Here is a 24944-nt window from a genome sequence, read left to right as displayed (position 1 = left end):
GCACAGAAAAAATGAGAGAACCTGCACGCAGAAGTACAGGTTCTCATTATTGTAAGTTGAAATACTAGTATCCGGGATTCTGGCTCAGTTTACCTTCACTGTCTGTGATCGCGTACACAGGAATAGGATACAAATATGGACTAGGATTTTTATTTTCTACTGCTTGTACCGCCGAAGGCCATTGGCCATGACGTTCCAGGTCAAATTTACGAACACCTTCAAAGAATAGCTCCCAACCTCTTTCCTGCAGAATCGCTTCGTTAAAAGCGTCTTTAGAAGCTACTGCGGCTGCTTCTAACGGCCCGATTTCTGCTCTCGCCCGAACCTCATTGACCAAACCAATAGCTTCTTGGGTAGGTCCGCTGTTCTCATTGATTGCTTCGGCCAGCATCAGCATCACATCCGCATAGCGGGCCACCATCAGGTCATTACCATAAAAAGGGCCGTTGCCTTCATCCGCGTATTTCTCCACTACCGCTCCTCTCAGGTTGGTTCGGTCGCGAACTTCGCCAGCGGCTACTCCACCTGAGGTTTCTTTGATAGCCACGTAGGAATCTACCAGCATTTGTCTACGCTCGTCAGCCGGATCAAAGGAATCATAAAACTCCCAGGTCGCCATGTAAGGAGCATTAGGCTGAGCCCAGCCACCCTGAGGCACCGCTGTATTTCCATTCTGAAAAATGCCCGGATAATCAGCTGGCAGGCAATAGTAGGGATAGGCATTAAAGTTTCCATCAGGTCCTCGTCCCTGCCCTTCCGGATCGGCGGAGATGGCGTAAATCGTTTCACTGTTTCGCTCAGTAGATTCCCGGAAAAGGCTCATATAATCATCTACCAGACTATAACCCATAGCTTGTATTTCTCTGCCGACTGGTTCAGCATTCTGGAAGTCCCGCTCATTCATGTACAGGCGCATCAGAAGTGTGAGCGCTAAACCTTTATTGAATCTTCCGTACATAGCCGCATCTTTGGGCAGATAGTCGGCAGCAAATCTCAAATCCTCGGCAATAGCATTCACAAAAAATTCTCTGGAAGGCCTGGTGAGATCAGCTTCCGCTTCTGTACCCAGTTCTTCTGAATCCAGAATCACTGGTACTGGGCCGAATAGATGAAGCAGGTAATACATTGTCCAGCCACGGGCCACCTTGGCTTCTGAAAGTAGCTGATTTTTGGTGTTCTCATCAATTTCTGCCACTTCCAGATCTCCGATGATTTTGGTGATCCGAGACACTACCCGTACCTTTTCAAACTGGCTGAAATTTCGGCCATTGTTGATCAGCGGAGCAAAGTTAGCCTCGCTCATCGTCAGAAACTCTCCCCCCCACTCAGTAAACACGGCCAACTGATCCGCAGGTGCATCAAAATGCCAGATATAGCCTCGTTCAGGGCTAAACCACATATAACGGGTGCCATTGTCCTGGTATGACCATTTGGCTGTGAAGGTTTTATATACTTCCAGCGTGTATAATTCATAATCTTGTGCGGTCTGAGGAAATGAATTTGGCGTGAGCACACCATATATCTCCGGCTCAAGACCATCTTCACATCCGCTGAATACCATTAGATAAGCTAGTAGTATGAATATTTTTTTCATGATTGCTTCAGTTTAAAAGTTTACATTCACTCCCAGAGAATAGGTTCGCGCCATGGGGTACGGAGCCGGTCCGCCTTTCACGCCTCGGGCTTCCACTTCCGGATCAGCGCCTTTGTATTTGGTAATCACAAAAGCATTCTGTACATCCAGATAAACTCTCAACTCCCTTACATATTGCTTCAGTCCTTCAAAGTTGAATGTGTAGCCGAGCGTAATATTCCTGGCTCTTAGAAAATTAGCTTTGGAGATATTGTAATCCGAACCTACTAAGGTGGTGAGGGCAAATTCATTGTAGGTAGCTCCGGGCAAGGTGCCATCCTGGTTTTCGCTACTCCAAACATATTGAAGATCAGTTGTACCCGCTATATTCCCGCCCAGTATTCCATTCACAGGATCAGCCCACGCCAGGCTGTTGTTGACTCGATAAGCTCCGGTTTGACCATAGAGGAAAATATTAAGGTCAAAGTTTCTGTAGCGAAAGTTGTTACCAAAACCAATAGACAATCGGGGTATCTGATCATAAATGATCACATCAGCAGAATCTAGCTGGTTGTCACCGTTTTGGTCTACAAATAAAGGTGAACCTGCTTGCTGGGCCGCCTCCGGTTGCCAGGCAGGAGCCTCTTCTCCTAATTGCAGAATACCATCAGTTTCAAAGCGATAAATAGCATTTACAGGGTCAGTCACTTTTTGATAGGGTGCCAGATCATCCTCCTCAAATCTTTCTTCCCAACGGTATGAAAAATGTGAAATATTGATTGTACTGCTCCAATTGAAGTCACTTGTACGAACATTATCTGTATTCAGTGCCACCTCATAGCCGGTTCTTATCTGATGACCACCATTGACGGGCTGTTGGGCCAAAAATGATAGTGCAGGCGTATTAGCATTAGATCTTAATAAGTTTGTCACATCATCCCTGAACCAATCCAATGAGCCGGAAATCCGATTGTTAAAGAAACCGAAATCAAGTCCCACATTGGCGGTTACCGTTTTCTGCCAGGTAAGATCCGGCTGATCAGCAGAAGTTAGCTGATACGCAATAAGTTTGGTGCTTCCGTCATTAAAGCCGATTACAATTCCATCAGGAGCGTAGTTTCCGTAGGCAACCGTACCGATAGTATTTCCGGTAGTTCCTATACTGGCTCTTAACTTGATGAGGTCAATATTAGTGGCATTATCTAAAAAGGACTCATTGGAAATCTTCCAACCTACAGAAGCAGAAGGAAATCCGGCAAACTTGGATTCGGGAAAGAAGTAGCTAAACCCGTCGTAGCGATATGAGCCCGTTACGATATACTTGTTAAGTATATCAACGGAAGCACGAGCAAAAAATGAGCGGGTTTTGGTAGCACTTTTATCGGATCTGACAATAGGTGTAACTGTTCCAGCTTGAACTGCTGTAGTATTTAGTGCGTCTAACATTCCCTGCGCTGAAAGTCCGAAACTGTTTTGATCGTAGGTGTACTGAGCAGCTCCTACTAATGCATCTACTTCAATGGCATCACTAAGCGCTTTGGTATACGAAAGTGTCGCTTCCATCGTCTGGTTTTGGCGTTCAGACCAGTCCAGGGATGCCCGTGAGCGGCTCAGATTAAACCAGAAGACAGTAGAAGGAATAAAGAAATTACGCACTGAACTTTCCGTATTGTTTCCATACAAAAGCTTTCCTTTCAACACATCTGGAATAATGTCAATATCCAGAGAAATGTTAGCCAATAATGATTTGTATTGGGTATTGTCATCCATATTGAGTAACGAAAGCGGGTTTCCTGTGGTTTGAAAGCGCGTTAATTCACCGTTTTCATCTCGGATGGGCAAATAGGCCGGATAGGTATAGGCTGCCTGCAGGGCAGTAAAGGCTTCAGCTCCAGCACTTCCGGTCTGCCCTCCTGTTCCGGAGTTGGTAAAGAAGTTACGATTGGCATTGATGTTCGTGTTGAGCGATAGCCAGTTGTTAAAGTGATAAGATAGATTCATTCGGGCACTGTACTTCCGCATATCTGAGTTTTGTACCGTTCCGATCTGATTAAAGTAGTTACCTGAGAAATAGTAATTCACTTTCTCTGCTCCTCCGCTAATGGAGATATTATGATTATCAATAGCTCCATCTCTCAGCACTTCCCCCACCCAGTCAGTCCCGACACCAGCCTGAGCAATGTCATCGGGTGAGAAGCGAGGGGTAAAACCACTGGCCGGATTAGGACCAAAAGGCTGCATCTGGTTTTGAGCCAGATAGCGGTCACGGTCAAAACGGTTGAAGTAAGTCATGTATTCGGTAGCATTCAACTGTTCCAGAAAATCCATATTTTGTACATAAGACCGGCTACCACTATAAGATACACTTAGCCGACCCGCTTTACCTTGTTTGGTAGTGATTAATATTACGCCATTTCCAGCGTTTACGCCATAAATGGCTGCACTGGCATCTTTCAGCACCTCAATAGACTCAATATCGTTTGGATTGAGTCCGGCTAATGCTCCCCGGTTTACTCCATCAATTTCAGAGAAACCTGGCTCAGGCTCAAGCTCGGTGTTGGGCATGATCACTCCATCAATCACGATGAGTGGATTTCCCCGGCCCCGGATGGACAGATCAACTTTTCCTCCTGGCTGGCTACTCTGTTGTACTACCCGCAAACCAGCAGCCCTACCAAAGAGCATATCGCTTACATTGGGATTGGCAGCTACTGGAATATTGGAAGGATCTACTTTGGCAATAGAAGTCGTTAAATCCTCCCGGGTAGTAGTACCGTAGCCCACCACTACTACTTCAGATAAAGAAGTAATATCAGGCATGAGCACTACGTCTATACTGTTTCTATTGTTGAGTGTAACCTCTTCCGTCACGTATCCAATGGAGGAAAAAATCAAAGCAGTCACGTTATCGTCCACTGTCAGCCTGTAGTTTCCGTCTATGTCAGTGACTGTTCCTGAAGAAGTACCTTTTGCCAGGACATTCACTCCGGGAAGCGGCTCATCTGTTTCTCCATCAATAACACGACCACTGATGGTTTTTTCAATGATAGCGCGAGTTTTTTCACTAAGCATTATATTAAATGCATTCCTATTCAATTTTCCCAAAGGATTCATTCCCAAATCAGGAGTTTCCTCTCTGGATATTTTTTTGATAGTCTTATCTGTTTCAGGCTTGGGAATAATTACATAATGTATTTCGTCTATCTTTTCATAACTAAGCTGGAAAGGTTCTAAAGTTGCCTTGAGGAGTTCTTCCAAACCTTTATTGGTAATAGCATATTTTTGCACAAACTTATTTTCAACCACATCTTTATCAAAGCTGAATCTAACTTTGTGTTGCTCACCAATTTCCTTAAGCCTATCGCTTAATGTCTCTTTGTCACCCTGATTGAGGTAGTTTGTAGGACTTACTGCAAAGTTTTGAGCATAGGCATCGTTCAAAATTGTCATGAGCAGCATCACACAAAGCAATATTTTGAGCGGATACTGTAAATAATTGTTCATAATACTTAATTTTAGGTTGAACTATTAATTATCCTGTCAGTCAGATTAGCCGCCAAGCATACGACTGGCAGGTTTTTTTTATTGCTTTTTTACAATCAATTCATTGCCATTTTTTTCAATGTTAAGCATGAAAGATTTGGATAGAATCTCTATAATTAAGTCAAGATCCCTGGAGGAAATTTCTGCTTCCAATATTTTATTCTCAATACCTTCATCCACTACGGTAACATTAAGGCCATAATTATCCTGTATCATTTCAAAAACCTCACTTAGCGGTACACTATCAAACACAAGGACATCTTGGGTCCACAAGTCATACTTTTCAGGATTTACTATTCGTTTGGTTATCTTCTGATCATTTTCAGAAACTTCAATTAAGTCACCAGGCTCCATATCAAGCGAAGTTTCATCTTGATTGTAACGCTGATTTTCAAGTAGGTTGAGTTTGACCTTACCAGATTTTAGGACTACCTGTGTTTTACCTCTGCGGTTATTGACGTTAAACTCAGTACCCAGGACCTCCACTGCCACACCATCAGAATGCACGATAAACTTTTCATCGTCTTCAGTATGTACTACTGAGAAAAAAGCTTCTCCCCTCAGCCTTACTTCCCGAGCTGCATGATTTTGTAAATCTTGAGAATAGCTCAAGGTAGAGTTAGCGTTCAGTACCACCTCACTTCCATCCGGAAGTGTAATATCTTTTGTTTCCCCAAACTGAGTCGTATAGATAACTTCCTGATGCTGAAATTCAATTTGCCATATCCCGATGATCAACAGCAAACATATACTGGCAGCTATACCTATCTTGTGCCAGGGTTTGATACGATAAGTGCGTTTGGAGGGCAGTGAATAAATGAGCTTTTCACCTACCTCGTCATCCGTATGAAGTTCATCCCCTTCTTTGGATATATTTAATTCCTCTGTAAGTTCACCTGCTTTAATGATCGCTTGGATATTATGCAGAATTTCTTCTTTATTAAATTCATCAATCTTGCTTCCTTCAAAATCCAGATTCAGCATAATAGCTCTTGCCTTCAGGATAGCAGCTTCTTTTTCAGGATGATTGCGCACCCAATTCTGCCAGAATTCATTGCTCTCTGGCGTTGGGGTCAATACCCATTCCTGAAAGGCTTCATCAAGCAAAAAGTCTAAATAGTTAAAATTACGATAGTCCATGAATCATCAAGCTCTTTTGTATAAGGGCTAGAAAAATCACGAACGTCCTCAAAAAATTTTGACTTTTAACAAAAAATATATATTTGATAACATTTTTGAAAAATGGGCACAATACCTTCAAGTATGAATAGTATTTTTTGAAAATATCGCATCACACTAACAAATATTTCTAATCAGGAAAACCTGAATAGTCTTTTATTTGAATAGTGAGCATTAAAATAAGAAAGAGGGAAAAGTAATTTCTGAGTTCTTATGTTATAAGCTTAGCTAACACTTATTACAGAAAATAAAACTATTAACTTTAGCAGAACTTTTTTAAGGACTAGCATTGCTCTGTAAATGAGATTTCTTACAGATTTAGTATTCATGGATAGTAATCCGGCTACTTCCTGAGTTGTAAAGCCATCGTAGAATCTTAATGTAATGGCTTCTTTTTGCCTTCTGCTCAAACTATTCAAAGCCTTTTGCAATTTTTTTTGCTGGTCTTCAGAAAACTGTTTAGAGATTAATTCCGATTCATGTGAAAATACGATATTGAAATTATACTCTTCTAAAACATTATTCTCTAAAGGGATTTTACGTTTATCAATCAGCTTTTTAATGATCTTTCTTTTGAGACGTTTATATAAATAATACTTCACTGAATTTACTTCAGGAAGATCTTTTTTATTTTTCCAGATTTCCACAAAAAGATCCTGAATACTATCTTCTATTAACGCTTTTTGGTTGGTAATTCTTTTTCCGTACCTACAAAGGTCTTCAAAGAAAATATTATAAAGCTCCACAAATGCTTCCTCACTATGATCATACATATTTGCCCATAGTTCAACCAACCTTGTGTTCCGAGATGTAGAAGAAGTCTTATTTTGATGAGAGTAATTCAACATTTTAAGTTTTACTGTGAAAATCGTAAAAATATCATTAGTAACCCTTACATTTTAACAAATCTATATAATTTAACCATTTTTAAAATATGTAATTCTTCTAATCGGATTATCTTTCTTATATTCTTCATATTACCTACTTAAGGTTACGATATCATTTATATCACTCTTTGACTGAGAGCAACCATGCTCTATAGCAATAAATGGAAGAATTCTACTAGAAAATAGATGAACTGAAATGTTCCTTCAGAGCAGACAAAATTATTAAAGAGCTGGATAGAATTTTTATAATAATTTAAAGAAGTTGGTTAATTTTCATACGCTTAACAACACAAATCAGGATTAACGAGCTTATACTAACTAATCCATCATTCAAACATGATGTAGCTAATGTTCAATATGATTACCGAATGTTTAAGCTGGCAAAATATGTAATAAGATTAATGGTGAATGTGATTTCTTAATGTAAAAAAGACTATATCGTATCTAATGAGGCAGGTGATGTAGCTTTCCAGTAACAGATGGATAAGTACGTGCAGCAGACAAGGCCAGTGATGTGGATATGTCGGTGTGTCACCTGAGCACGTTCGCCAGCATTACCAAGATGTTTGTGGCTGTTATAGCCTTGCAACTGGTGGGAGAAAGCAAACTGGCTCTGGATGAAAAAATCACCATCAGACTACCTTCTTCGCTCGCCAGCAAGATTGAAAACGCCGAAGCTATGCACTCCGCCAGTTACTCAACCCCACCACAGGTATTTACGACGTCATTGACGGCAGCAATTTCTACCTGGACATCCTTATCCATCCCACTTAAAGCGCAGCCTGGAGGAGAGTGCGGAAGTTTGTCAATAACAGGTTTTCTGTGTGAACGCCCGGCACAGAGGCGGCCTATTCCAACAACAATACGCTGATGTTGAACATGATCATTGAAGAGGTGACTGGCATTCCACATGAGTATGGAATTTACCGCCGTATACTGCAGCCGCTGACCCTGAACGACACCTACTGTATTGATTATAAGCAGTTGCCTGTCCAACTACAGCACAGCACCGGAATACGGAGGTATGTATTCCACTGTATTTGACATACAGATATTTATGGAAGCTTTACTGATAGAAAAAATACTGCTCAGTGATGAGATGCTGGAGCAGATACTACAGTCTGACCCCAGGGTAGAAAAAGGTAAGCTTTTGGGAGCCGGCATTTTTAAAGTTTTTCTGGAAATTAGAGTGAATAACTTTGCCTACGGACATCGGGGCCGCGACCTGGCTTATACGGCTGACCTATTCCGGTTTCCTAACCAGAATATCATTATGGCGATGCTGCTCAACTTTTGAACCGATGCCGAAATCTCACTGCGACCTGTGTTCTATCCTTTTCTGACGGAGCTGGGATAATTGATTGTGGAAAATAAGCATGGCCTATGCCAAATGCGTGAGTAGCATCGGCATCAGCCAAGATAAAGACAATTGGAGAGCAGCTAGTCTAGAAAGATTTCCGTCCTTTATTTTTCTATGCAAATGTTCAAGCTAATTATCAGTTCGTTAATAGCTCATATTGTATGGGTTTGAAAGAATAATTGTTTGATTGTTCTGCAGAACAAGCAGTAAGCCCCACAATCAAATCCATTTTTGCTTCAAAGAGCACGTAGTCACCAGCTTTACTTTGAGGCGGGTCCACAGAAAGCGTTCCATCCTGAGCAAATTGCACATTCATGAAGATATTAAAAGCTGTAGGGATATCATCAGGATCAATACCGAATTCTGCAAGATTGGTATGCAAATTCTCAAAACAGCTGGGGTGATATTCATGATTATCATAAATAATCTGGAAAGTTTCAGGGCTGCACGGAGCTAACAAAAAATCATTGCGTCCATTGGTATCCTCAACAATCTCCATCATTTTGCGGCTGCGGTTGCTCCATAAATGATGCCCTTTGCTAATAAGAATTGTGTTTTCAAAGTCAAGTGTTTTTCCCGAAGAGATTTTTTCTCGCTTATCCCCTGAGTTAAACAATACCATATCGCTTACCTGCTCACCTTGAGGATCAGTTACTTTTAATCGTTCACCTTTATTCATTCTGAAACCGGCACCGCTTTGTTTTTCTATTATTTTAATCATTTTCTTTTTTTATTTGATGGATCAACTCGGAGTGTGCAGGACAAGTTTGCTCCTTTAAATGAGCGATTACTGAAGTAACATCAACACTTTTTTTATTCTGGCTCAATTTTGCAATTGCATCAATTCTCGTAGGATAAAGCCAAAAGCCAGTGATTTTGGGGAGATGAGACTCGATTATTTCCTTCGGTATATCATCATAATAAACAGGATTGGCTTGCCTGGACTCAAAATGAGCGACCAGTTCCTTTAGCGATTCACGCAACTCTTCTTCTCGTTGTATTTTTAAGCGTGCGTTGATATGGACTGCAGAGTAATTCCATGTACTGATGTCTGGCTTACTATACCATGAGGATGAAATATAGGCATCCGGCCCTTGGAAAATAAGCAAAACTTCCATCTCATCTTGCAGACGTTCCCGTTGCGGGTTATGTACAGCCACATGGCCAAAAAGAAAAAAATCATCAGTTGAGCCTTTGGACAGGATAGGAATATGAGTAGCCAGCAGACGCTCCGCTTGCAAAACAAAAGTGGCAAAAGGGTGCTCCCTGATAAATTGAAGCACATATTCCGGATCTTCCTTTTTGTATTGGGATGGTTTATACATAAATATACAGTCTGAACAAGAGCTATTTAGTTGGCATGAAAAGGGCACTTCCAATCCTTATTTACCTTCCTTCCACTGTACTGAGGAGCTTCCAGGCCTTCACCATGATCTTTGAGCATGGGATTGACAGAACCATCATAATAAACTTCCCGCTCCCTGATTACCTTCTTCATATTTTCATAGACACCTTTTTCACGTAACTGTTCAAACTGTCGGTGAAGGTTAAATGCCATAGCGATATAGCCGAATCTTCTGGCTCTTCTGCTGGCCTTAGGATGCAAACCTACTACAAAAAATGCCGTACCATGAAAACTATAACTGAAATTGCTTTCTTCAGGGTTACTGCTTACTTCAGGATCCCAGGTTTGTTTACTTTTTTCATTATCGTGCAGTTTCTGTAGTTGCATCCATATTCTGTTTTCAAAATCAAGTTCAGAAATGATTTCATCAGTAAACACAGCAATCATAGACATATACTCACTTTCAGCCGCCAGTGTTTCTGCGATGTAAGTCTTCAAGTCTTCTGCCAATGCCAACGTAGTATCTTCTGCCCCCATCTCTCCATATATACCTAAACGATACTGATTGGAGTTGAAGGCTGCTTTTGCCCCTACACACGGAAAATCCTGATCAGCAATTTTTTTACTAAAATTTTTATGTATTGCTCTTACTCTTCCATCTATCTCTGCATCAAGATGATCAGGGGTAAAATAAGTTTGGAAATTGGTTATTTGAGAATTCATAGTTTAAAAAATAGTGTGTAAATTTGTAAAAAATTATAGTAGAATATCAGATAAAATACATGTTTAAAGCTTTTATTTATTTTATCCCGATAAAAAAATAAAAATAAATTTCTACTATTTATCTCTTTATATGTCACATAAATTAACGATACCGAAACAAAAGAGTTTTCGTTTTTTTTGACTGAGCCTGAACAAGTATAATAGAAGATTGAAATAAAAACCAGGATCAATATATACTCAACTTTGTTACCTCTCCCCTAGCCTACTCTTCAGCTTTTGATTTGACATTTTTTTGCAATTTAGTTCCAAAACCCAGACAACATTCTTCGTGCTAAAAGGCATATATGTCCTTGATTTTGACTCAAATGTAGCCTGAAGCAGCTAAATCTTTAGTTTTTAATCCTGTCAGTTGGAAGTGATAAAGATTACAAAATAGACCTCTCTTTGCCCTATAAAACAACTTTCTGAAAGACTTGCTGTCTGTCTTACCCCCTCCCCTATTACTGGGTATTCTTATTGGGGAATTGATGGGTTTTTTCTACAGTGGTGGGGAATTATTTCTTTGGAATTTTAAAGAAAAGACCATTTCTGGCACTTTTACCAATAGGCACGGTATTGGAAACTATTCAGGTAAGATTGTGATTCCAGATTTTTTGAACTAGTGCATAGTGATTTTTTAAACTACAATTACCGCTTCGGCGGCCACTGGAAAAACAATTGGGCTGTTTACTTGATGGAAATGAACTAAGGCCTGGCACTTTGCCGGGCTTTTTTCATGTGCTCTCTTCTAACTTTTGATTTATGGTGATTGTTTAGAGCAACCAACACATACTAAGGAATTATCTCCTATCAGTGGGAAATCTTTGTTCAGGTTACTAACGTTCAGTCCTTTCAACTTAAGCCAAATACAATTTTTATAGCATCTTCTATCTGTCCAAGATATCGGCTTTCCAACGTCCCTTGCTTATTATCTACTTTAGACACATCTACTGCTCTGAGTTGTTTGACATTAATGTGGCGGTCTTTATCCAGACCATTGGCTTTAGTAGGTCTAACGTTTACTACAAAGGGCCAGGGTTTATGACCAGAGAGAATAGGTGCTACTATGACGGTACGGCTACCCCGATTGACCAGATCCGACTGTAGAATGACACACGGTCGTTTTTTCTGTGTTTCTGCTCCTCTGGTAGGGTCTAGATCTATCCAACGTATTTCTAACTGTCTATACATCATCAGCTAAGACCATCGGATAATGTGGCGTCCCATTCATTAAGTTCTGCTTGATAATCCGCATCTTCTGCTTCCTCCTGATTGGCTTTCAGCAGTTCTTCTTCTAACTTTCTTTGCTTCTCTCTCTTTAAGAGTTCATTGATATAAGCGCTTTTATTAGCTCCTCCTACTTTATTGAGAAAGTTAAAAGCTTCTTCATCCAAGGAAAATGTTGCTCTTTCAGTCATTTTAATATTATTTAATAATACTAATTTATCATACTCAATTATATGATAAAAAGTTGCATGAATCAATAGGAGATCCAATAGAGATCTATAACAATGATCTATTTAATCATTTTGATATTGAGTTTCTTTCAGCGCTATCTACAGCATGATAAACTCATCTACATTTTCCTGATTGATACTATACGTTTCATGCTCCGGATAAGCATTTAGGAAGGTTTTGGGAAATTGTACTTTGGCTTTTGGATTCCATTTAAATTCATAAGCATAGAGTTTACCTTCCGTTACTTCTAGGTAATCTATTTCCTGCTGTTGTGTGGTACGCCAAAAATAGCTTTTAGCTTCTATGTCATGATAATGTAGGAACTTCAAACGTTCACTCATCAGAAAATTCTCCCACAAGGCTCCTATGTCGGTCCGACCGGATAATCGGGAGAAATTGCCTATTACTGCATTGCGTATTCCATTGTCATAGAAGTAGATTTTTTTTCCTTTCTTGATCTCGTTACGCACATTTCGGCTGTAGGCGGGTAGACGAAATACTACATAGGCTTTTTCCAACAAATCTATATAGCGTTCTACTGTCTTGTTTTCAGCCGCTACCCACTGCCCTAATTCATGATAAGATACCTCGCTACCTACTTGCAAAGCCAATGCACTGACTATCTTTTCAAGTAAGGTCGGTTTATTAAGTTGACCTAATGTCAGTAGATCCTTATAGAGGTAACTATCAGCCAAAAGCTTCAGCAATTTTTTTTCTTGTCCTGGACTGGTAACGATATCTGGATAGTAACCATAGATCAAGCGATGTTCTATTAGCCTTCTTTCTTCCAGCCAGCCATGATGAGACACCATTTCTGAAAAGGATAAGGGGAAGAGCATGAACTTAAATTTACGACCTGTAAGTGGTTCGTTGATATTGGCTGCTAATTCTAAAGCTGAGGAACCTGTAGCAATGACCTGTACTCCTTTAATCTGATCGGTAAATAATTTGAGCGTAATGCCAATATCAGAGATGCGTTGAACTTCATCGATAACGACAATTTTCACTATTGCCGATAATAGAGCGAAGTCGCGTAGAAGTAGTCTGACTCAGTAATTGCCGTACATCAGCTTCATCCCCATTGAGTACCATAACTTTTTCGGAGCGTTTTGCTAACATAGTATCCACTAAAGTGGTCTTCCCTACTTGTCTTGGTCCCATGAGCAAGATGGTTTTTCCCTTAAATAATACTTGCTCAATATTGGTAAGCAATGTTCTTTGTACAATCATTCTCTCCATTTATTCCCAAATAAACATAATATTTTGGGAATTGAGTCGTAAAAAATTATAATTCATCCATTTTTGGGGAATTATTAAGGAAAGGAAAGTGCTCTAGAACAAGTACTCTACTCACTAAATAGCCTTGATTATTAGACGAATTAGTAATAGTTTGTTTGATACTACTCCTCAAGAAAGGAGAATTTATTTCATCACTTCAGCTTTTGTTTTACTCTGAGTAAAACTGACAATAGCTCTTTGTATTTCAAATTGTGCAGCTGTATAAGCTCCTAAATTACTTGCTTTTCTATCGACTTAAGCAAGGTCCACGGCGTATTGTATTTTACCTATTTCATTTTTATTAAGGCTTTCAAAATGCGTTTTACCTGTTAAGGAGTCAGATGAAAGGCAAGTTACTTAAACGTAGGGAGGAAAACCAGCAGGGATTACAACTTATCATTATCAACAGGGATTGAAGAAGCTATATTCTCTCTTTTTACAAAAAAGAAATAGTTGGTTGATTAAGACGGTCTTCCTCACACGAACACGTATAATTCTCAGAATTTACATACCCCCGCTAACGTTTATAAAAGTACCGGTAGTGTAAGATGATTTTTCCGAAATCAACCAAAGTACTGCTTCTGCTACCTCATCAGCCAGACCTCCTCTTTTTATAGGTATACTGTTTTTGATTCTCTCCACACGCCCTGGCTCGCCACCATCCGCATGTATATCCGTATTAATAAAGGCCGGACGCACCGCATTTACACGAATTCCTTCTTCTGCTACTTCTTTAGAAAGCCCAATGGTAAACGTATCTATGGATCCTTTTGAAGCTGCATAATCAACATATTCGCCAGGAGAGCCTGTTCTGGCGGCTATGGAAGAGATATTTACGATGACACCACCCTTTCCACCATGTTTCAAGGACATACGTCTAATGGCTTCTCTGGCACAAATGATCTGGCCAGCCACATTGGTTGCAAGGATTCTTTGCAGCCTTTCCATGTTCATCTCTTCTACCCTCATCTGCTTTTCAAGTATGCCAGCGTTATTGACCAAACCGTATATGGGCCCCAACAAACGGTCGCATTCTGCAAACATCCTGATAATTTCCTTTTCTTTTGAAATATCAGCCTTTAGGGCAATAGCAGTCCCACCATTACCCTTGATATTAATCACTACTTTTTCCGCAGCAACTTGATTTTTTTGGTAATTTATGGCTACCCCATATCCTTGCTTAGCCAGTAAAAGAGCCGTAGCCATACCTATGCCGCGGCTTGCACCTGTGATCAGAATTACTTTCATATCTATATGATCTGAGGCTCTTACTAAACTTTCTGTTAATCAAGGCTAAAATAAGAATTTATGATTTATGGTAAAGCTTCCCGTATAATTGACTCTTATGAAATCAGAGAAGACGGTCAGCAGAATATAGGAATTGACTTGTATCAAATAGTTCCATACATATTCATCTTCAGCAAGTCCTTTCCTGATGTTTTGCAATTTATGCTTAAGGCTATATAAATATGCCTTTTCACACTTCATTCTGATAGGGCACTCTATGAATGTTGATCTTCAGAAAGTCAGGTATACGTTGAGGTGTTGCAACTGGCGCAAAGCCTAGGCCTACATCAAATGAAGTATTTTCACTATCGTAAGTATTAAGTTGCATTACAGGTCCATATCCAATATGATAATTTGTTGCATCAGAAGCCAAACTTCCCGCAAGGATCTTCTGTCAGATTGTAGGGCGATAGAACGAACAAAAATCTATGGATAAATAACTATCCCGAGTCAGAGCCGTTGGGGTTTCAAAACAAATGTAGTTGATTTTTTTCAACTCAGCGTATCCAAATTTGCCTTGATTCTGAATATACTTTTTAATTATTTCTTCTCTCGCGTATTGAACTGCCATAACTATATACAAACTACTTGTCCCAAACTTGGTACCCCAAGGTATTTGTTTGACTTCTGACGAAGACGAAAAATTTCTTTGGAAGTAATGCTCTTATCTGCACTACTTATCTTTCCCTGAGGGTTCGGCGGAACACTCAGAATCAAAAATAAACAGGATGGTTAGCTGTGCGACCTCCATCCAAACCAATCTCCAAAAAGTGAATTTGATACCTCTCCTCTATTCCAAAACAGGTATAAGCAACGGATACTACTTCACTTAATACCTTTCTTCTATATTTGATAGGATAAACAAAGTGATACAAAAGCAAGCTTTTGTTATAACTCTTGTGAATATGTTCGTCGGGCCTCATAAGCTCATACTCACAAATAATAAATATCGTTACAAATAGCCAAAGCTCTACTTCGGGGAATTCTATTGATTAAAATCTATTTGAATAAGATTTATAAGAGTGTCTTTGATGTTGTTTACTGGTTATTCAAATTATTTTTTCTCATGATTTTAGTGCTTATAACAAACCGTAACAAGTTGTAATATCAATTAAACCATGTATAATAATTAATTTCAAGTCTTTTTCTAGCATTAAATCTAATTTGAATAAGAGTTAGATTTATATTTAATGATAGTTAATCAAATAGTTTGTCAGAAAAAACGCATTTTTATATTTATTCATTTTCAGATAATCTTAATTTGCAAAAAAAATTTAGGCATGTCGGTAACAAGTATAGTTAATCATAAAGGGGGTGTTGGAAAAACAACAACGACACTTAATCTGGGAAAAGCCTTGTCTCTAAAAGGTTTCAGTGTCTTGATCGTTGATTTTGATCCTCAGGCTAATTTATCTGATTCAATAGGGGTTGTAGACCCTAAAAGAACGATTAAGGATACCCTGTTGGAAGAGGGTTCAAGTCTTCCTATACATAAAATTGCGGACAACTTCTATTTGGCACCCTCAGAATTACAACTTGCAACGGCTGAGAGTAAACTAAAAGGGCAAGAATTAGCGGGTTATTTAGCGCTCAAAGAAGCACTTGATCCTGTTAGAAAAGATTATGATTATATCTTAATTGACTGTCCACCATCCTTAGGTGTCCTTACTAGCAATGCGTTTATGGCTTCTGACGAGGTTATGATTGTACTTTCCAGCCAATTTTTACCAACAAGAGGATTAGCCACTACTATTGATGCTATCAAATATGCCAAAAGATTTAATAATAATATTCAGGTATCAGGCATTTTAATAACACAATTTGAGCAGACAGTTATACAAAAGTCTATCATTGAAGAACTAAAGGCTAAGTATGGGAATCTAGTGTATGAATCTATGATAAGGAAAAACGTAGCTGTACAGGAAGCGAGTGCTATGAGAACTGATGTTTTTAGTTATGATAGCAAATCTGCAGCTGCAAATGATTATGGTAATCTATGTGAAGAAATAATTGCAAAACAAAAAATACATGGGTAAAAAGAATTTTAAAGGTGTTCTTTTCGGGGATGATTCTCCTGCTTACAGTGCAGATACAGATAGTCTTGAAGATATATCTATTGATCCGAAAGAAATCAAGATTTATCCTGAATTAGAAAATTTGATTCCCCCTCTTACGCAGGAAGAGGAAGCTAATCTAGAGTCAAGCCTCCTGGAAGAAGGTTGCCGAGAGCCATTAGTTTTATGGGTAAAAGAGGATGAACACATCTTAATTGATGGTCACAATAGGTTCCGCCTTTGCATGAGGAACAATATTTCATTTAGAGTTAAATCAAAGGAATTTGACACTATTTTAGATGCTAAAAACTGGATGCTTGGTAATCAGATGTCTAGGCGTAACCTTTCTCCTCTCCAAATGAGTTACTTAAGAGGACTGAGATACGAAACAGAGAAGCTATCAGTTGGGCGCCAGAAAGGCAAAAATAACAAAACTGGTCAAAATGACCAGATAAATTCATTGACCTCTCAGAAGCTTGCCGAGGAGTATTCTGTAGGTGAAAAAACTATTCGCCGTGATGCAAAGTTCTCCCAAGGCTTATCACGTCTAACCGGAGATAACCAGAAAATTCGCTGGGCTATTTTGAGTGGTCAGATTCAAGCAAAAAAAGCTACAGTTTCAGACCTGGCTGATCAGGACGATGAATTTCTGGAGCTATTACAAGCTAAGCTTAATGAAACATCTAACCTTGAAAAGGCAATCAAAATATTGACCGAACTGGAAAATGAATCATCCGCTCATGTTGAAGAAGTCAGTGAATCACAAATAGTCTATAAAAACCTGATGGCTTTACTCAAAAAGATTCAAAAATCTGATAATAGTGAGCCAAAAAGAAAAGAAAGGATAACAGAGGCAAAAAAACTTTTCAGCGAATATTTAAAAATGATATCGTAAAATAATATCAGTTGAGACAGAATAGGGTAGGGGGGGTATCAGGTTCTTTTTGGATTCTGGAAATAAACTATGATAATTTCATATCAATTTCAAGAAAACTTAGAAACTCTTCCCTCACATCTTCCTGATCTATCGCAATAGCCTCCATTTGCTGTTCATAAGCAAAAAGTAAGCGGTTTAATCTTACTCTTTCCGATTTATTAATAATTTGCTGCGCTTCAGAAGCAGAAAAGCCTAATTTAGTTAATGTAATAATTCTTTTATCAATGGTAGGGTTATCTTCACCAAAATCTATAGTAACCTGGCTGATATTCTTCTGTCGTGGTTTTCTTTTAGAAGAGTCTTTTGTATCAATGGAAATAAAATTTCCTACCAGTTTTAATCTAATTTGAGCTACTTTCCTTCCTTTTTTTATCTCTTCGTACTCAAAAGCCATATCAGTTTTTTTCAGATCCTTTTTGGCAGTGTCAATTACTCTTCTTTTAAAATCTGAATAAAGTCTGTATTTATCTCCTACCATCAAAATATCTCTGAGGTAGTCTAATGTAAATTTCCTCCCCCCAAAATCTTCATATTGTTTAAGTAGCCAGTACATCCTATATCCATAATAAGATTTGATCCGCATGAACATCTTGAACTGAGCACTAGTGAAATTTTCCGATAAATTTAGTAAATAAAAGTTCGCGCTCTCATTGAACTTTGCCTGTACACAGCCCGATCCTTCCTTATATTTGCAATAAGCCATTAAAGGATACTTTTCATAAGATCTTTTACCTCTTTCATCTATATGCTCGATCTCAAAAGTTTGATCAGCGAGCTTACTAGCCGCTGATTTAATATCATCATAATGAGTGGAACTACCTTCAGCATGAAGAATATGACAGGGGATCTGTACCTCCTCAAACTTTTGCATGTCTTTTTTCAGTCGGAGAAGCATGTAAACGAAAATCCTCATCTCATTGGTAGAGAAAAAGTACTTTCCATTTATAAACTTATTGTGTTGAACTATTAGCTTCTCAGAGGGCTCATATGTAAATAGCATAGTCAAATCCTTTAATCAAACATACGGTCTATTACTACAAAAATCGATAACCAAATCAGATTTACACCGTTTTTGTCATAGTTAAAATATTAAATGCTTGATTATCAGCGGATTGACACTATAATTTCACGCCGTTTTTGTCATATTAACTTGCGTCAAAGTCCGATATAACCTCAAAAAAGACTCATAAGCTGGTAATTTCAGTGATTTTTAATCGCTGTAGATGCAATAAGACGGTTCTCCGAATCTGTCATAGTTAGAATAAGCGCATAAATCATATCAATTAAGGAGTTAAATTTTGACACCGAATTTGTCATATTAAATTACAACACATTGATATTCAGCCATTTAAATAGTAGGGTTCACCGAATTTGTCATACAAGCTCGAATTTGTCTTAAAACAGCACCGTTCTTGTCATATTTAACGCCGAATTTGTCATAATTGAGATCGAATTTGTCATACGTATCACCGAATTTGTCATTTTAGCATGCCGTATATGACTGATATACAAATAGTTACCACTACTATAAACACTTTTAAATGTATTTAAAATAATAATGTTTAAGTAGAAAACTTGTTTTTATAAAAAGAAGAAAGAGAACGGAAAGTCCGAAATACTGATAATAATCACCTATAGAGTATAAAAAACACGGTTAATCATTTAAGCGAAGTATGACAATTTCGGTGTGAATCAAAATCTACAGTATGCATTTTCTTTACCAAAGGGCTTATCCAGTCGAAAAACTCAATTAAAATCAACTCATTACGGGGTAGGGGATAAGGAGGTCAACATGTAAGCCAATGTTTAACCAAAGGTCATTCTTTAGAATAAATCTTGTAGTTTTTGCAAATCTTAATTATTACAAAAATCTGAATTAAAGGTAAGTGTATTTAATAAGTGTTAATGTCATATTTGTTTTTTCACACCCTTTTGTATAAAATACAATCAAATAGCATCAAATGATATGTCGGGTTTTCAAGAGCATAGTGACCAATCTACTTATGATCCATACTGGGAGGGGTTAAAAGATGGAGACAAGTCAGCACTTAAGGCTCTTTATGAGCACTATGCCAATATGCTTTACAACTATGGCCGGCATATAAGCAAGGACAGTGGTTTGGTCAGAGACTGTATACAGGATCTGTTTATTGAACTTTGGCAAAACCATAAGCACCTTAGCAGTACTACTTCAGTTAAGTTCTATCTCTATAAATGTCTCAGGAGAAAACTGATTTATGAGGGTCATAGAATAGAGAAACAACTATCTAATCGGGGAATAACAGAAGAGAAGGTTGACATCCAATACCTTTACGAGTTTTCTGAAACAGATGCAATACTTACCCAAAAAAGAAAATCCGAAGTTCAGAAACTTCTTAATACTCTTCCTTCTCGGCAAAGAGAAGTCTTAACCTTGGTATTTTTTGAAAATCTGACACGAACGGAGGCTGCTCAAGTAATGGAAGTGGATACCAGTACTGTTTATTCTCTCATCTGGAGAGCTATCAGTAGTTTGAAAAAAGAAATCCAGGATAAGCATCCTGCAATCTTCTTTCTCAGTATTTCTATCTGTCTTCTAATAATAATTGCATCAATACTGTAGTTTTTCTAAATACGATCTAAGCAATGCCCTATTTCATTGTGCTTGCTGTAATTCTTCAAATTTTTTCTTAAAACTCATCTAGATTCTCTGAACAGCTTTCTTTTACCTATAAATGCAAGAGAGCTGATGAAGAGTTTTAATCATATAGAAGACATTGTCATAGATCCAACTTTTAGGGCCTGGATACTCAATGATGATGAGCATGCTAAACAGCGTTGGTTAGCATATCTCAATAAATATCCGGAGAAAAAAGAGATGGTGGATGCTGCCCGGCAGATACTAATAGAAATGGTGGATCTAAAGTACAAAATGTCAGACCAGACTCTGGAACAAAGCTGGGAGACTATTGCCTCAAATTTAGATACATATACTGACAATGATAATCAGCAGGGAGAAGAAAGCCGCCGATACAGTATTCCAAATTACTGGTATGCTATTGCTGCTACTTTTGTAGGGATACTCGTGGTCACTTCACTTTGGCTCTTCTTAGATCAAGCTCCTCTACTAACTTATCAAACTGCTTATGGAGAGACCAAAGAAATATTACTGCCTGATAGCTCCATTGTTGTGCTTAATGCTAACTCTACCATTCAGTTTGATAAACACAGTTTTCTACAGCACAGAGAAGTACAGATAGATGGAGAAGCTTACTTTGATATCAAAAAACTCAGAGATAAAACAGCGAATGTAGAGTTTGAGGTATTCACTGGAAATGTAGCTGTGATAGTATTGGGCACCAAATTCAATGTAAATACCAGACGGCAGAATACAAGTGTAGTGCTTGAGGAAGGCAAAGTAAAGCTGGAAATGCCTAGCCTCAATGAACATGAATTATACATGGAACCGGGGCAAATGGTGACTTATGAGCATAATGAAATGAAACTCAAGAAAAGCATTGTGAAGCCGGAAGTACATTTGGCTTGGAAGGAGAACAAATTAATTTTTGAAGATACACCTGTACAGAAAATCATACAGCAACTAGAAGATAACTATGGGATTAATATTGAACTTCAGAATGACCAAGTAGCTAAAAAACGGTACACAGGAACCTTTCATGACCCTGACCCAAAAATCATTTTACTTTCATTAAAAGCCTTATTCAACTTAAAAGAAGAAACAAAGCATGACCAAATAATTCTAAAATAAAACTGCCGGATATACCTCATCTGGACAATAGGTGCTCCGGCAGCCATTTTCTAAATACAATCCTAAAACTATGAAAAAATTCTATTTAAAACCGCCATTATTCCTATGTTTGTTACTGTTTGGCTGGTGCTATAACCCGCTATACGGCCAGTCCCTGGCATCAATTGATTTGCCTGCTTCCGAAAGTAATTGGCAAAAAGAATCCATCACTATTGAGCAAGCACTTCAAAGTTTGGAGGAAGAGTTTGACGTATCTTTTCATTACGAAACAGAGGTAGTCAAGAATGTCAGGTTAAAAAAAACGATTGAGAATATTGAAAATAAAGACTTCCAGGAGTTGCTCAGTGAACTTCTGGACCAAACAGGTTTAAGCTTTCGTAAACTCAATGATCAATACTATTTAATTATCCGTAACAATTCACCTGAGAAACTTCCCAGGCAGGATGTCAAAGAATCTGTCAAAGATTTGAATCTTTCCAGTGCATTACATCCACTAATCAGAAAAGGACCTAATGATCAATTGAGTCCACTGATAGATCAGACGATAAGTGGTCAAATTACTGATGGCGAAAATGGTGAACCCCTTCCTGGGGTCAATGTACTCGCCAAAGGTACTACTACAGGAACTGTAACCGACATTGATGGGAACTATAGGCTAACTGTAAATGATGAAGTAACTACTTTGGTGTTTTCATCTATTGGATACACATCACAAGAAATACAAATCAATGGAAGAAGTAATGTTAATGTAGTTTTGAATCCGGACGTACAGTCGCTTTCTGAAGTAGTTGTAGTAGGGTACGGTACAGTAAAGAAGAGTGACCTGACCGGATCAGTGGCTTCACTAAACTCAGAATCTTTCAATCCTGGTGTACAAGCTTCGGTTGATCAGATGATACAAGGTAGAGCTCCTGGTGTACAGGTTACACAGGCTAGTTCAGAGCCGGGAGGAGGCGTTTCTATCAGGATCAGGGGGTCAGCCTCATTAACTGCTGGTAATGAGCCCTTGTACGTCATAGATGGGCTACCCATAGATAATTCTAATGCCACTCCGGGATCAGGCATTGTAACCAACCAAAGCCCCAGGAACCCCCTGAATGCGTTGAATCCTGGCGATATTGAATCTATAGAAATTTTAAAGGATGCCTCTGCCACTGCCATCTACGGTTCCAGAGGAGCCAACGGAGTTATTCTGATTACCACCAAGAAAGGAAAAAAAGGGGCAATGTCTATCAATTATGACGGATACCTGGGCACGCAAAGTGTGGCTCAGCCTCTGGATATGCTTACGGGACCGGAATACATATCATTCCTGAATGATTTAAGAGAAGCACAGGGCCAGGCTCCTGAATTTACCCAGGAAGAGATCAGTACCATAGGTGACGGGACAGACTGGCAAGATGAGATTTTCAGAACTGCACCTGTTCAGAATCATCAACTTTCGCTTTCTGGTGGATCAGAAAACACGCAGTATTATGCCTCTTTCAATTATTTTGACCAGCAGGGTGTAGTCATCAGTTCCGGTACTAAAAGATACACTGCCAGGCTTAATCTGAATCATAGCCTGGATAGATTTAATTTTGGGGTAAATCTTAACACCAGTTATCTCAAAGATGACTTTGTGCCTTTCGGAATAGGTACGAATGAGTTTGCCGGAGTCATCAACAGCGCCATTTTTCAGGACCCGACCATGCCTGTTTTTGATGAAAATGGAGATTATGCTCAAAGTGAAACAGTAAATCTTGAAAACCCGGTTGGCTTTGCTAATGGGGTAATTGACGAGGCAGAAACCAACAGAACATTCGGAAATGTCTTTGCTGAATATAAAATCACGGAACACCTGCGTACCAAGTTAAATTTCGGCAGTGACAGACAAACTTCTCGCAGAGATGCTTACATGACTAGGCTTACCCGCCGAGGTGATCAAAATGGTGGATTAGCAAACGCACGATCCAATGAGAGGTCCAATTACCTGATTGAATTAACACTGAGCTACGACAGAGAATTCAATGAGAAGCATAGAATCAATGCGGTGGGAGGGTATACGTATCAGGAATTTGTCAGCAGAGGGCTAAATGCAAGTGCCAGAAACTTTGCCACTGATGCTTTTCTTACCAACAATATTGCAGCGGGGAGTAATGAGACCTATGTAATTGGAACAGGAAAAGCCAAAAACCAACTGCTTTCTTATCTGGGAAGGGTTAACTATACTTTTTTAGACAGGTACTTGCTGACCACCTCTTTCAGAGTTGATGGATCATCACGTTTTGGGGAAGATACAAAATATGGATACTTCCCTTCTGTTGCTTTAGGCTGGAGATTGGGCGAAGAAGCTTTCATATCTTCACTTGGCATTTTTTCTGATCTAAAATTGAGAGCTAGCTACGGTATAACTGGTAACCAGGAAATCGGAAATTACAACTCTCTGGTGCTGCTAGGTACCGTAGGGCAGGCAATATTCAATGAGTCTCTTTTTGTTGGAATAGCCCCAAATCAGTTGGCAAATCGCGATCTTAAATGGGAAACCACGGCTCAGTTTAACATAGGTCTGGACTATGAGATTTTAGAAGGGCGAATAGGAGGGTCTATAGATTATTTTCAAAAGAACACTTCCGATTTACTGCTGAACCTTCCTATACCTACTACTTCCGGGTTCAATACATCCTTACAGAACATTGGTAGTACCAGCAATAGTGGATTTGAGTTTTTGATCAACTCAGAAAATCTGGTGGGTAATTTTGGGTGGTCTACTACACTTAATTTATCCACCATACGAAACGAAGTTGTTGATCTGGGTGGCCTTCCTTTTATCCTTCAGGGAGGAGCCGGCTTTACTCAGGATATAACTATCTTAACAGAAGGAGAGCCTATCAACGCTTACTACGGATATGATGTGGCTGGTATATTCCAGAGCGAAGAAGAGGTGGCAGCTTCGGCACAGCCGCTTGCAAGACCTGGTGAATTAAGGTTCCGGGATGTAGATGGCGATAATGAGATTACCCCTCAAGACAGAACTATTCTAGGTTCCCCTTATCCTGATCTGTCATTTGGGTTTAATAATAATTTCTCTTACGCTGGCTTTGACCTGAGTATATTTTTTCAGGGTGTCTCTGGAAGCAGCATTTTCAATTTCAACCGGGTAGAGGCAGAAAATCCAATTTCTTTCCGCAGAAACAGACTGGCAGATGTGCTGAATAGATGGACTCCGGAAAATCCTTCAACTACTAACCCATCATATATTCCTCCTCAGGTGTCATATGGGGGTGTAGTAAACAGCAGAGCTGTGGAAGATGCTTCTTATCTCCGGCTAAAAAATATAAGATTGGGCTATAGTTTTCCTGGTTTGAATGTAGATTGGCTCAGCTCACTGTCAGTATATTTCACTGCTCAGAATGTTTTTACCATTACCAATTATACTGGCTTTGATCCTGAAGTAAGTGCTTTTGGTACTTCCAACATCAGGGCTGACTATAATGCCTATCCATTGGCAAAAATTTACACGCTTGGAATCAATATTGGATTTTAAAAATACC

At 39.0% G+C, this 24944-nt stretch carries 19 protein-coding genes and 2 pseudogenes; 8 read left to right on the top strand and 13 right to left on the bottom strand.

Going from position 1 to position 24944, the window contains the following annotated elements:
- Nucleotides 1-64: 64 nt before the first annotated feature.
- The 4 genes from WJR50_RS28035 to WJR50_RS28020 all read right to left on the bottom strand — a co-directional run bounded on the left by WJR50_RS28035 (nt 65) and on the right by WJR50_RS28020 (nt 7068).
- On the bottom strand, nt 65-1594 hold the full coding sequence (locus WJR50_RS28035) for a RagB/SusD family nutrient uptake outer membrane protein (protein WP_341296633.1): 1530 nt from the start codon (nt 1592-1594) through the stop codon (nt 65-67).
- 12 nt (nt 1595-1606) lie between these two features.
- Nucleotides 1607-5077: a SusC/RagA family TonB-linked outer membrane protein gene (locus WJR50_RS28030; protein ID WP_341296632.1), complete on the bottom strand. Its 3471-nt coding sequence runs from the start codon at nt 5075-5077 to the stop codon at nt 1607-1609.
- 78 nt (nt 5078-5155) lie between these two features.
- Nucleotides 5156-6256 (bottom strand): FecR family protein, encoded by a 1101-nt coding sequence (locus WJR50_RS28025; RefSeq protein ID WP_341296631.1) that lies wholly within the window; start codon nt 6254-6256, stop codon nt 5156-5158.
- A gap of 263 nt (nt 6257-6519) precedes the next feature.
- Complete coding sequence (locus tag WJR50_RS28020) at nt 6520-7068, bottom strand: RNA polymerase sigma factor (RefSeq protein WP_341296630.1); 549 nt, start codon at nt 7066-7068, stop codon at nt 6520-6522.
- A gap of 622 nt (nt 7069-7690) precedes the next feature.
- Between WJR50_RS28020 and WJR50_RS34275 the strand changes: the two are divergent.
- The 3 genes and pseudogenes from WJR50_RS34275 to WJR50_RS28015 form a co-directional block, all read left to right on the top strand.
- Nucleotides 7691-8053: pseudogene (locus WJR50_RS34275) on the top strand (hypothetical protein); the annotation flags it as partial.
- Nucleotides 8023-8226, top strand: a pseudogene (locus WJR50_RS34270) (hypothetical protein); the annotation flags it as partial. The pseudogenes WJR50_RS34275 and WJR50_RS34270, both read left to right, overlap by 31 nt.
- Nucleotides 8153-8479, top strand: a complete 327-nt coding sequence (locus tag WJR50_RS28015) for a serine hydrolase domain-containing protein (RefSeq protein WP_341296629.1) — start codon at nt 8153-8155, stop codon at nt 8477-8479. The pseudogene WJR50_RS34270 and the gene WJR50_RS28015, both read left to right, overlap by 74 nt.
- Nucleotides 8480-8678: 199 nt before the next feature.
- On the opposite strand, the gene WJR50_RS28010 is transcribed toward WJR50_RS28015, so the two are convergent.
- From WJR50_RS28010 to WJR50_RS27975, 8 genes are all read right to left on the bottom strand, one after another.
- Nucleotides 8679-9263 carry a DUF1989 domain-containing protein gene (locus WJR50_RS28010; protein ID WP_341296628.1) on the bottom strand — a complete coding sequence of 195 codons (585 nt, stop codon included), beginning with the start codon at nt 9261-9263 and terminating at the stop codon, nt 8679-8681.
- Entirely contained in the window at nt 9256-9867 is a 612-nt protein-coding gene (locus tag WJR50_RS28005; protein ID WP_341296627.1) for an FMN-binding negative transcriptional regulator, read from the bottom strand. The genes WJR50_RS28010 and WJR50_RS28005 overlap by 8 nt, the downstream gene beginning before the upstream one ends.
- Nucleotides 9868-9893: 26 nt before the next feature.
- Nucleotides 9894-10610 (bottom strand): guanitoxin biosynthesis heme-dependent pre-guanitoxin N-hydroxylase GntA, encoded by a 717-nt coding sequence (gntA, locus tag WJR50_RS28000; RefSeq protein ID WP_341296626.1) that lies wholly within the window; start codon nt 10608-10610, stop codon nt 9894-9896.
- Between the two features lie 891 nt (nt 10611-11501).
- Nucleotides 11502-11843 carry a type II toxin-antitoxin system PemK/MazF family toxin gene (locus tag WJR50_RS27995; protein WP_341296625.1) on the bottom strand — a complete coding sequence of 114 codons (342 nt, stop codon included), beginning with the start codon at nt 11841-11843 and terminating at the stop codon, nt 11502-11504.
- Nucleotides 11843-12067 (bottom strand): type II toxin-antitoxin system MazE family antitoxin, encoded by a 225-nt coding sequence (mazE, locus tag WJR50_RS27990; RefSeq protein WP_341296624.1) that lies wholly within the window; start codon nt 12065-12067, stop codon nt 11843-11845. Before mazE ends, WJR50_RS27995 begins: the two co-directional genes overlap by 1 nt.
- Before the next feature lie 138 nt (nt 12068-12205).
- Nucleotides 12206-13114 carry an ATP-binding protein gene (locus WJR50_RS27985; protein WP_341296623.1) on the bottom strand — a complete coding sequence of 303 codons (909 nt, stop codon included), beginning with the start codon at nt 13112-13114 and terminating at the stop codon, nt 12206-12208.
- Nucleotides 13092-13268 (bottom strand): AAA family ATPase, encoded by a 177-nt coding sequence (locus tag WJR50_RS27980; protein WP_341296622.1) that lies wholly within the window; start codon nt 13266-13268, stop codon nt 13092-13094. Before WJR50_RS27980 ends, WJR50_RS27985 begins: the two co-directional genes overlap by 23 nt.
- 621 nt (nt 13269-13889) lie before the next feature.
- Nucleotides 13890-14633: an SDR family oxidoreductase gene (locus tag WJR50_RS27975; protein ID WP_341296621.1), complete on the bottom strand. Its 744-nt coding sequence runs from the start codon at nt 14631-14633 to the stop codon at nt 13890-13892.
- A 1319-nt stretch (nt 14634-15952) separates the two neighbouring features.
- Between WJR50_RS27975 and WJR50_RS27970 the strand changes: the two genes are divergently transcribed.
- Both WJR50_RS27970 and WJR50_RS27965 read left to right on the top strand, forming a co-directional pair.
- Nucleotides 15953-16708, top strand: a complete 756-nt coding sequence (locus tag WJR50_RS27970; RefSeq protein WP_341296620.1) for a ParA family protein — start codon at nt 15953-15955, stop codon at nt 16706-16708.
- On the top strand, nt 16701-17621 hold the full coding sequence (locus tag WJR50_RS27965; RefSeq protein WP_341296619.1) for a ParB N-terminal domain-containing protein: 921 nt from the start codon (nt 16701-16703) through the stop codon (nt 17619-17621). The genes WJR50_RS27970 and WJR50_RS27965 overlap by 8 nt, the downstream gene beginning before the upstream one ends.
- Before the next feature lie 67 nt (nt 17622-17688).
- On the opposite strand, the gene WJR50_RS34265 is transcribed toward WJR50_RS27965, so the two are convergent.
- Nucleotides 17689-18576, bottom strand: a complete 888-nt coding sequence (locus WJR50_RS34265) for a replication initiation protein (protein WP_445223497.1) — start codon at nt 18574-18576, stop codon at nt 17689-17691.
- 1053 nt (nt 18577-19629) lie between these two features.
- Between WJR50_RS34265 and WJR50_RS27950 the strand changes: the two genes are divergently transcribed.
- The 3 genes from WJR50_RS27950 (at nt 19630) to WJR50_RS27940 (ending at nt 24937) form a co-directional block, all read left to right on the top strand.
- A complete protein-coding gene (locus tag WJR50_RS27950; protein WP_341296618.1) occupies nt 19630-20265 on the top strand; it encodes an RNA polymerase sigma factor in 636 nt (211 codons plus the stop codon).
- Between the two features lie 126 nt (nt 20266-20391).
- A complete protein-coding gene (locus tag WJR50_RS27945) occupies nt 20392-21411 on the top strand; it encodes a FecR family protein (protein WP_341296617.1) in 1020 nt (339 codons plus the stop codon).
- Nucleotides 21412-21481: 70 nt separating this feature from the next.
- Nucleotides 21482-24937 carry a SusC/RagA family TonB-linked outer membrane protein gene (locus tag WJR50_RS27940; protein WP_341296616.1) on the top strand — a complete coding sequence of 1152 codons (3456 nt, stop codon included), beginning with the start codon at nt 21482-21484 and terminating at the stop codon, nt 24935-24937.
- The last annotated feature ends 7 nt before the right edge of the window (nt 24938-24944 follow it).

Source organism: Catalinimonas locisalis, from assembly GCF_038039535.1.
Lineage (GTDB): Bacteria > Bacteroidota > Bacteroidia > Cytophagales > Cyclobacteriaceae > Catalinimonas.
Note: the sequence above shows the minus strand (reverse complement) of the source record. Positions and strands in the feature narration are given on the sequence as shown.

Bases quoted from the DNA above. Each gene is read 5' to 3' on its own strand.
- mazE (WP_341296624.1), bottom strand. From the start codon at position 12,067: ATGACTGAAAGAGCAACATTTTCCTTGGATGAAGAAGCTTTTAACTTT.
- WJR50_RS34265 (WP_445223497.1), bottom strand. From the start codon at position 18,576: ATGAGGATTTTCGTTTACATGCTTCTCCGACTGAAAAAAGACATGCAA.
- WJR50_RS27995 (WP_341296625.1), bottom strand. From the start codon at position 11,843: ATGATGTATAGACAGTTAGAAATACGTTGGATAGATCTAGACCCTACC.
- WJR50_RS27980 (WP_341296622.1), bottom strand. From the start codon at position 13,268: ATGGGACCAAGACAAGTAGGGAAGACCACTTTAGTGGATACTATGTTA.
- WJR50_RS27975 (WP_341296621.1), bottom strand. From the start codon at position 14,633: ATGAAAGTAATTCTGATCACAGGTGCAAGCCGCGGCATAGGTATGGCT.
- WJR50_RS28025 (WP_341296631.1), bottom strand. From the start codon at position 6,256: ATGGACTATCGTAATTTTAACTATTTAGACTTTTTGCTTGATGAAGCC.
- WJR50_RS27940 (WP_341296616.1), top strand. From the start codon at position 21,482: ATGAAAAAATTCTATTTAAAACCGCCATTATTCCTATGTTTGTTACTG.
- WJR50_RS28030 (WP_341296632.1), bottom strand. From the start codon at position 5,077: ATGAACAATTATTTACAGTATCCGCTCAAAATATTGCTTTGTGTGATG.
- WJR50_RS28020 (WP_341296630.1), bottom strand. From the start codon at position 7,068: ATGTATGATCATAGTGAGGAAGCATTTGTGGAGCTTTATAATATTTTC.
- WJR50_RS28010 (WP_341296628.1), bottom strand. From the start codon at position 9,263: ATGATTAAAATAATAGAAAAACAAAGCGGTGCCGGTTTCAGAATGAAT.
- WJR50_RS27970 (WP_341296620.1), top strand. From the start codon at position 15,953: ATGTCGGTAACAAGTATAGTTAATCATAAAGGGGGTGTTGGAAAAACA.
- WJR50_RS27945 (WP_341296617.1), top strand. From the start codon at position 20,392: ATGAAGAGTTTTAATCATATAGAAGACATTGTCATAGATCCAACTTTT.
- WJR50_RS27965 (WP_341296619.1), top strand. From the start codon at position 16,701: ATGGGTAAAAAGAATTTTAAAGGTGTTCTTTTCGGGGATGATTCTCCT.
- WJR50_RS28035 (WP_341296633.1), bottom strand. From the start codon at position 1,594: ATGAAAAAAATATTCATACTACTAGCTTATCTAATGGTATTCAGCGGA.
- WJR50_RS27950 (WP_341296618.1), top strand. From the start codon at position 19,630: ATGTCGGGTTTTCAAGAGCATAGTGACCAATCTACTTATGATCCATAC.
- gntA (WP_341296626.1), bottom strand. From the start codon at position 10,610: ATGAATTCTCAAATAACCAATTTCCAAACTTATTTTACCCCTGATCAT.
- WJR50_RS28005 (WP_341296627.1), bottom strand. From the start codon at position 9,867: ATGTATAAACCATCCCAATACAAAAAGGAAGATCCGGAATATGTGCTT.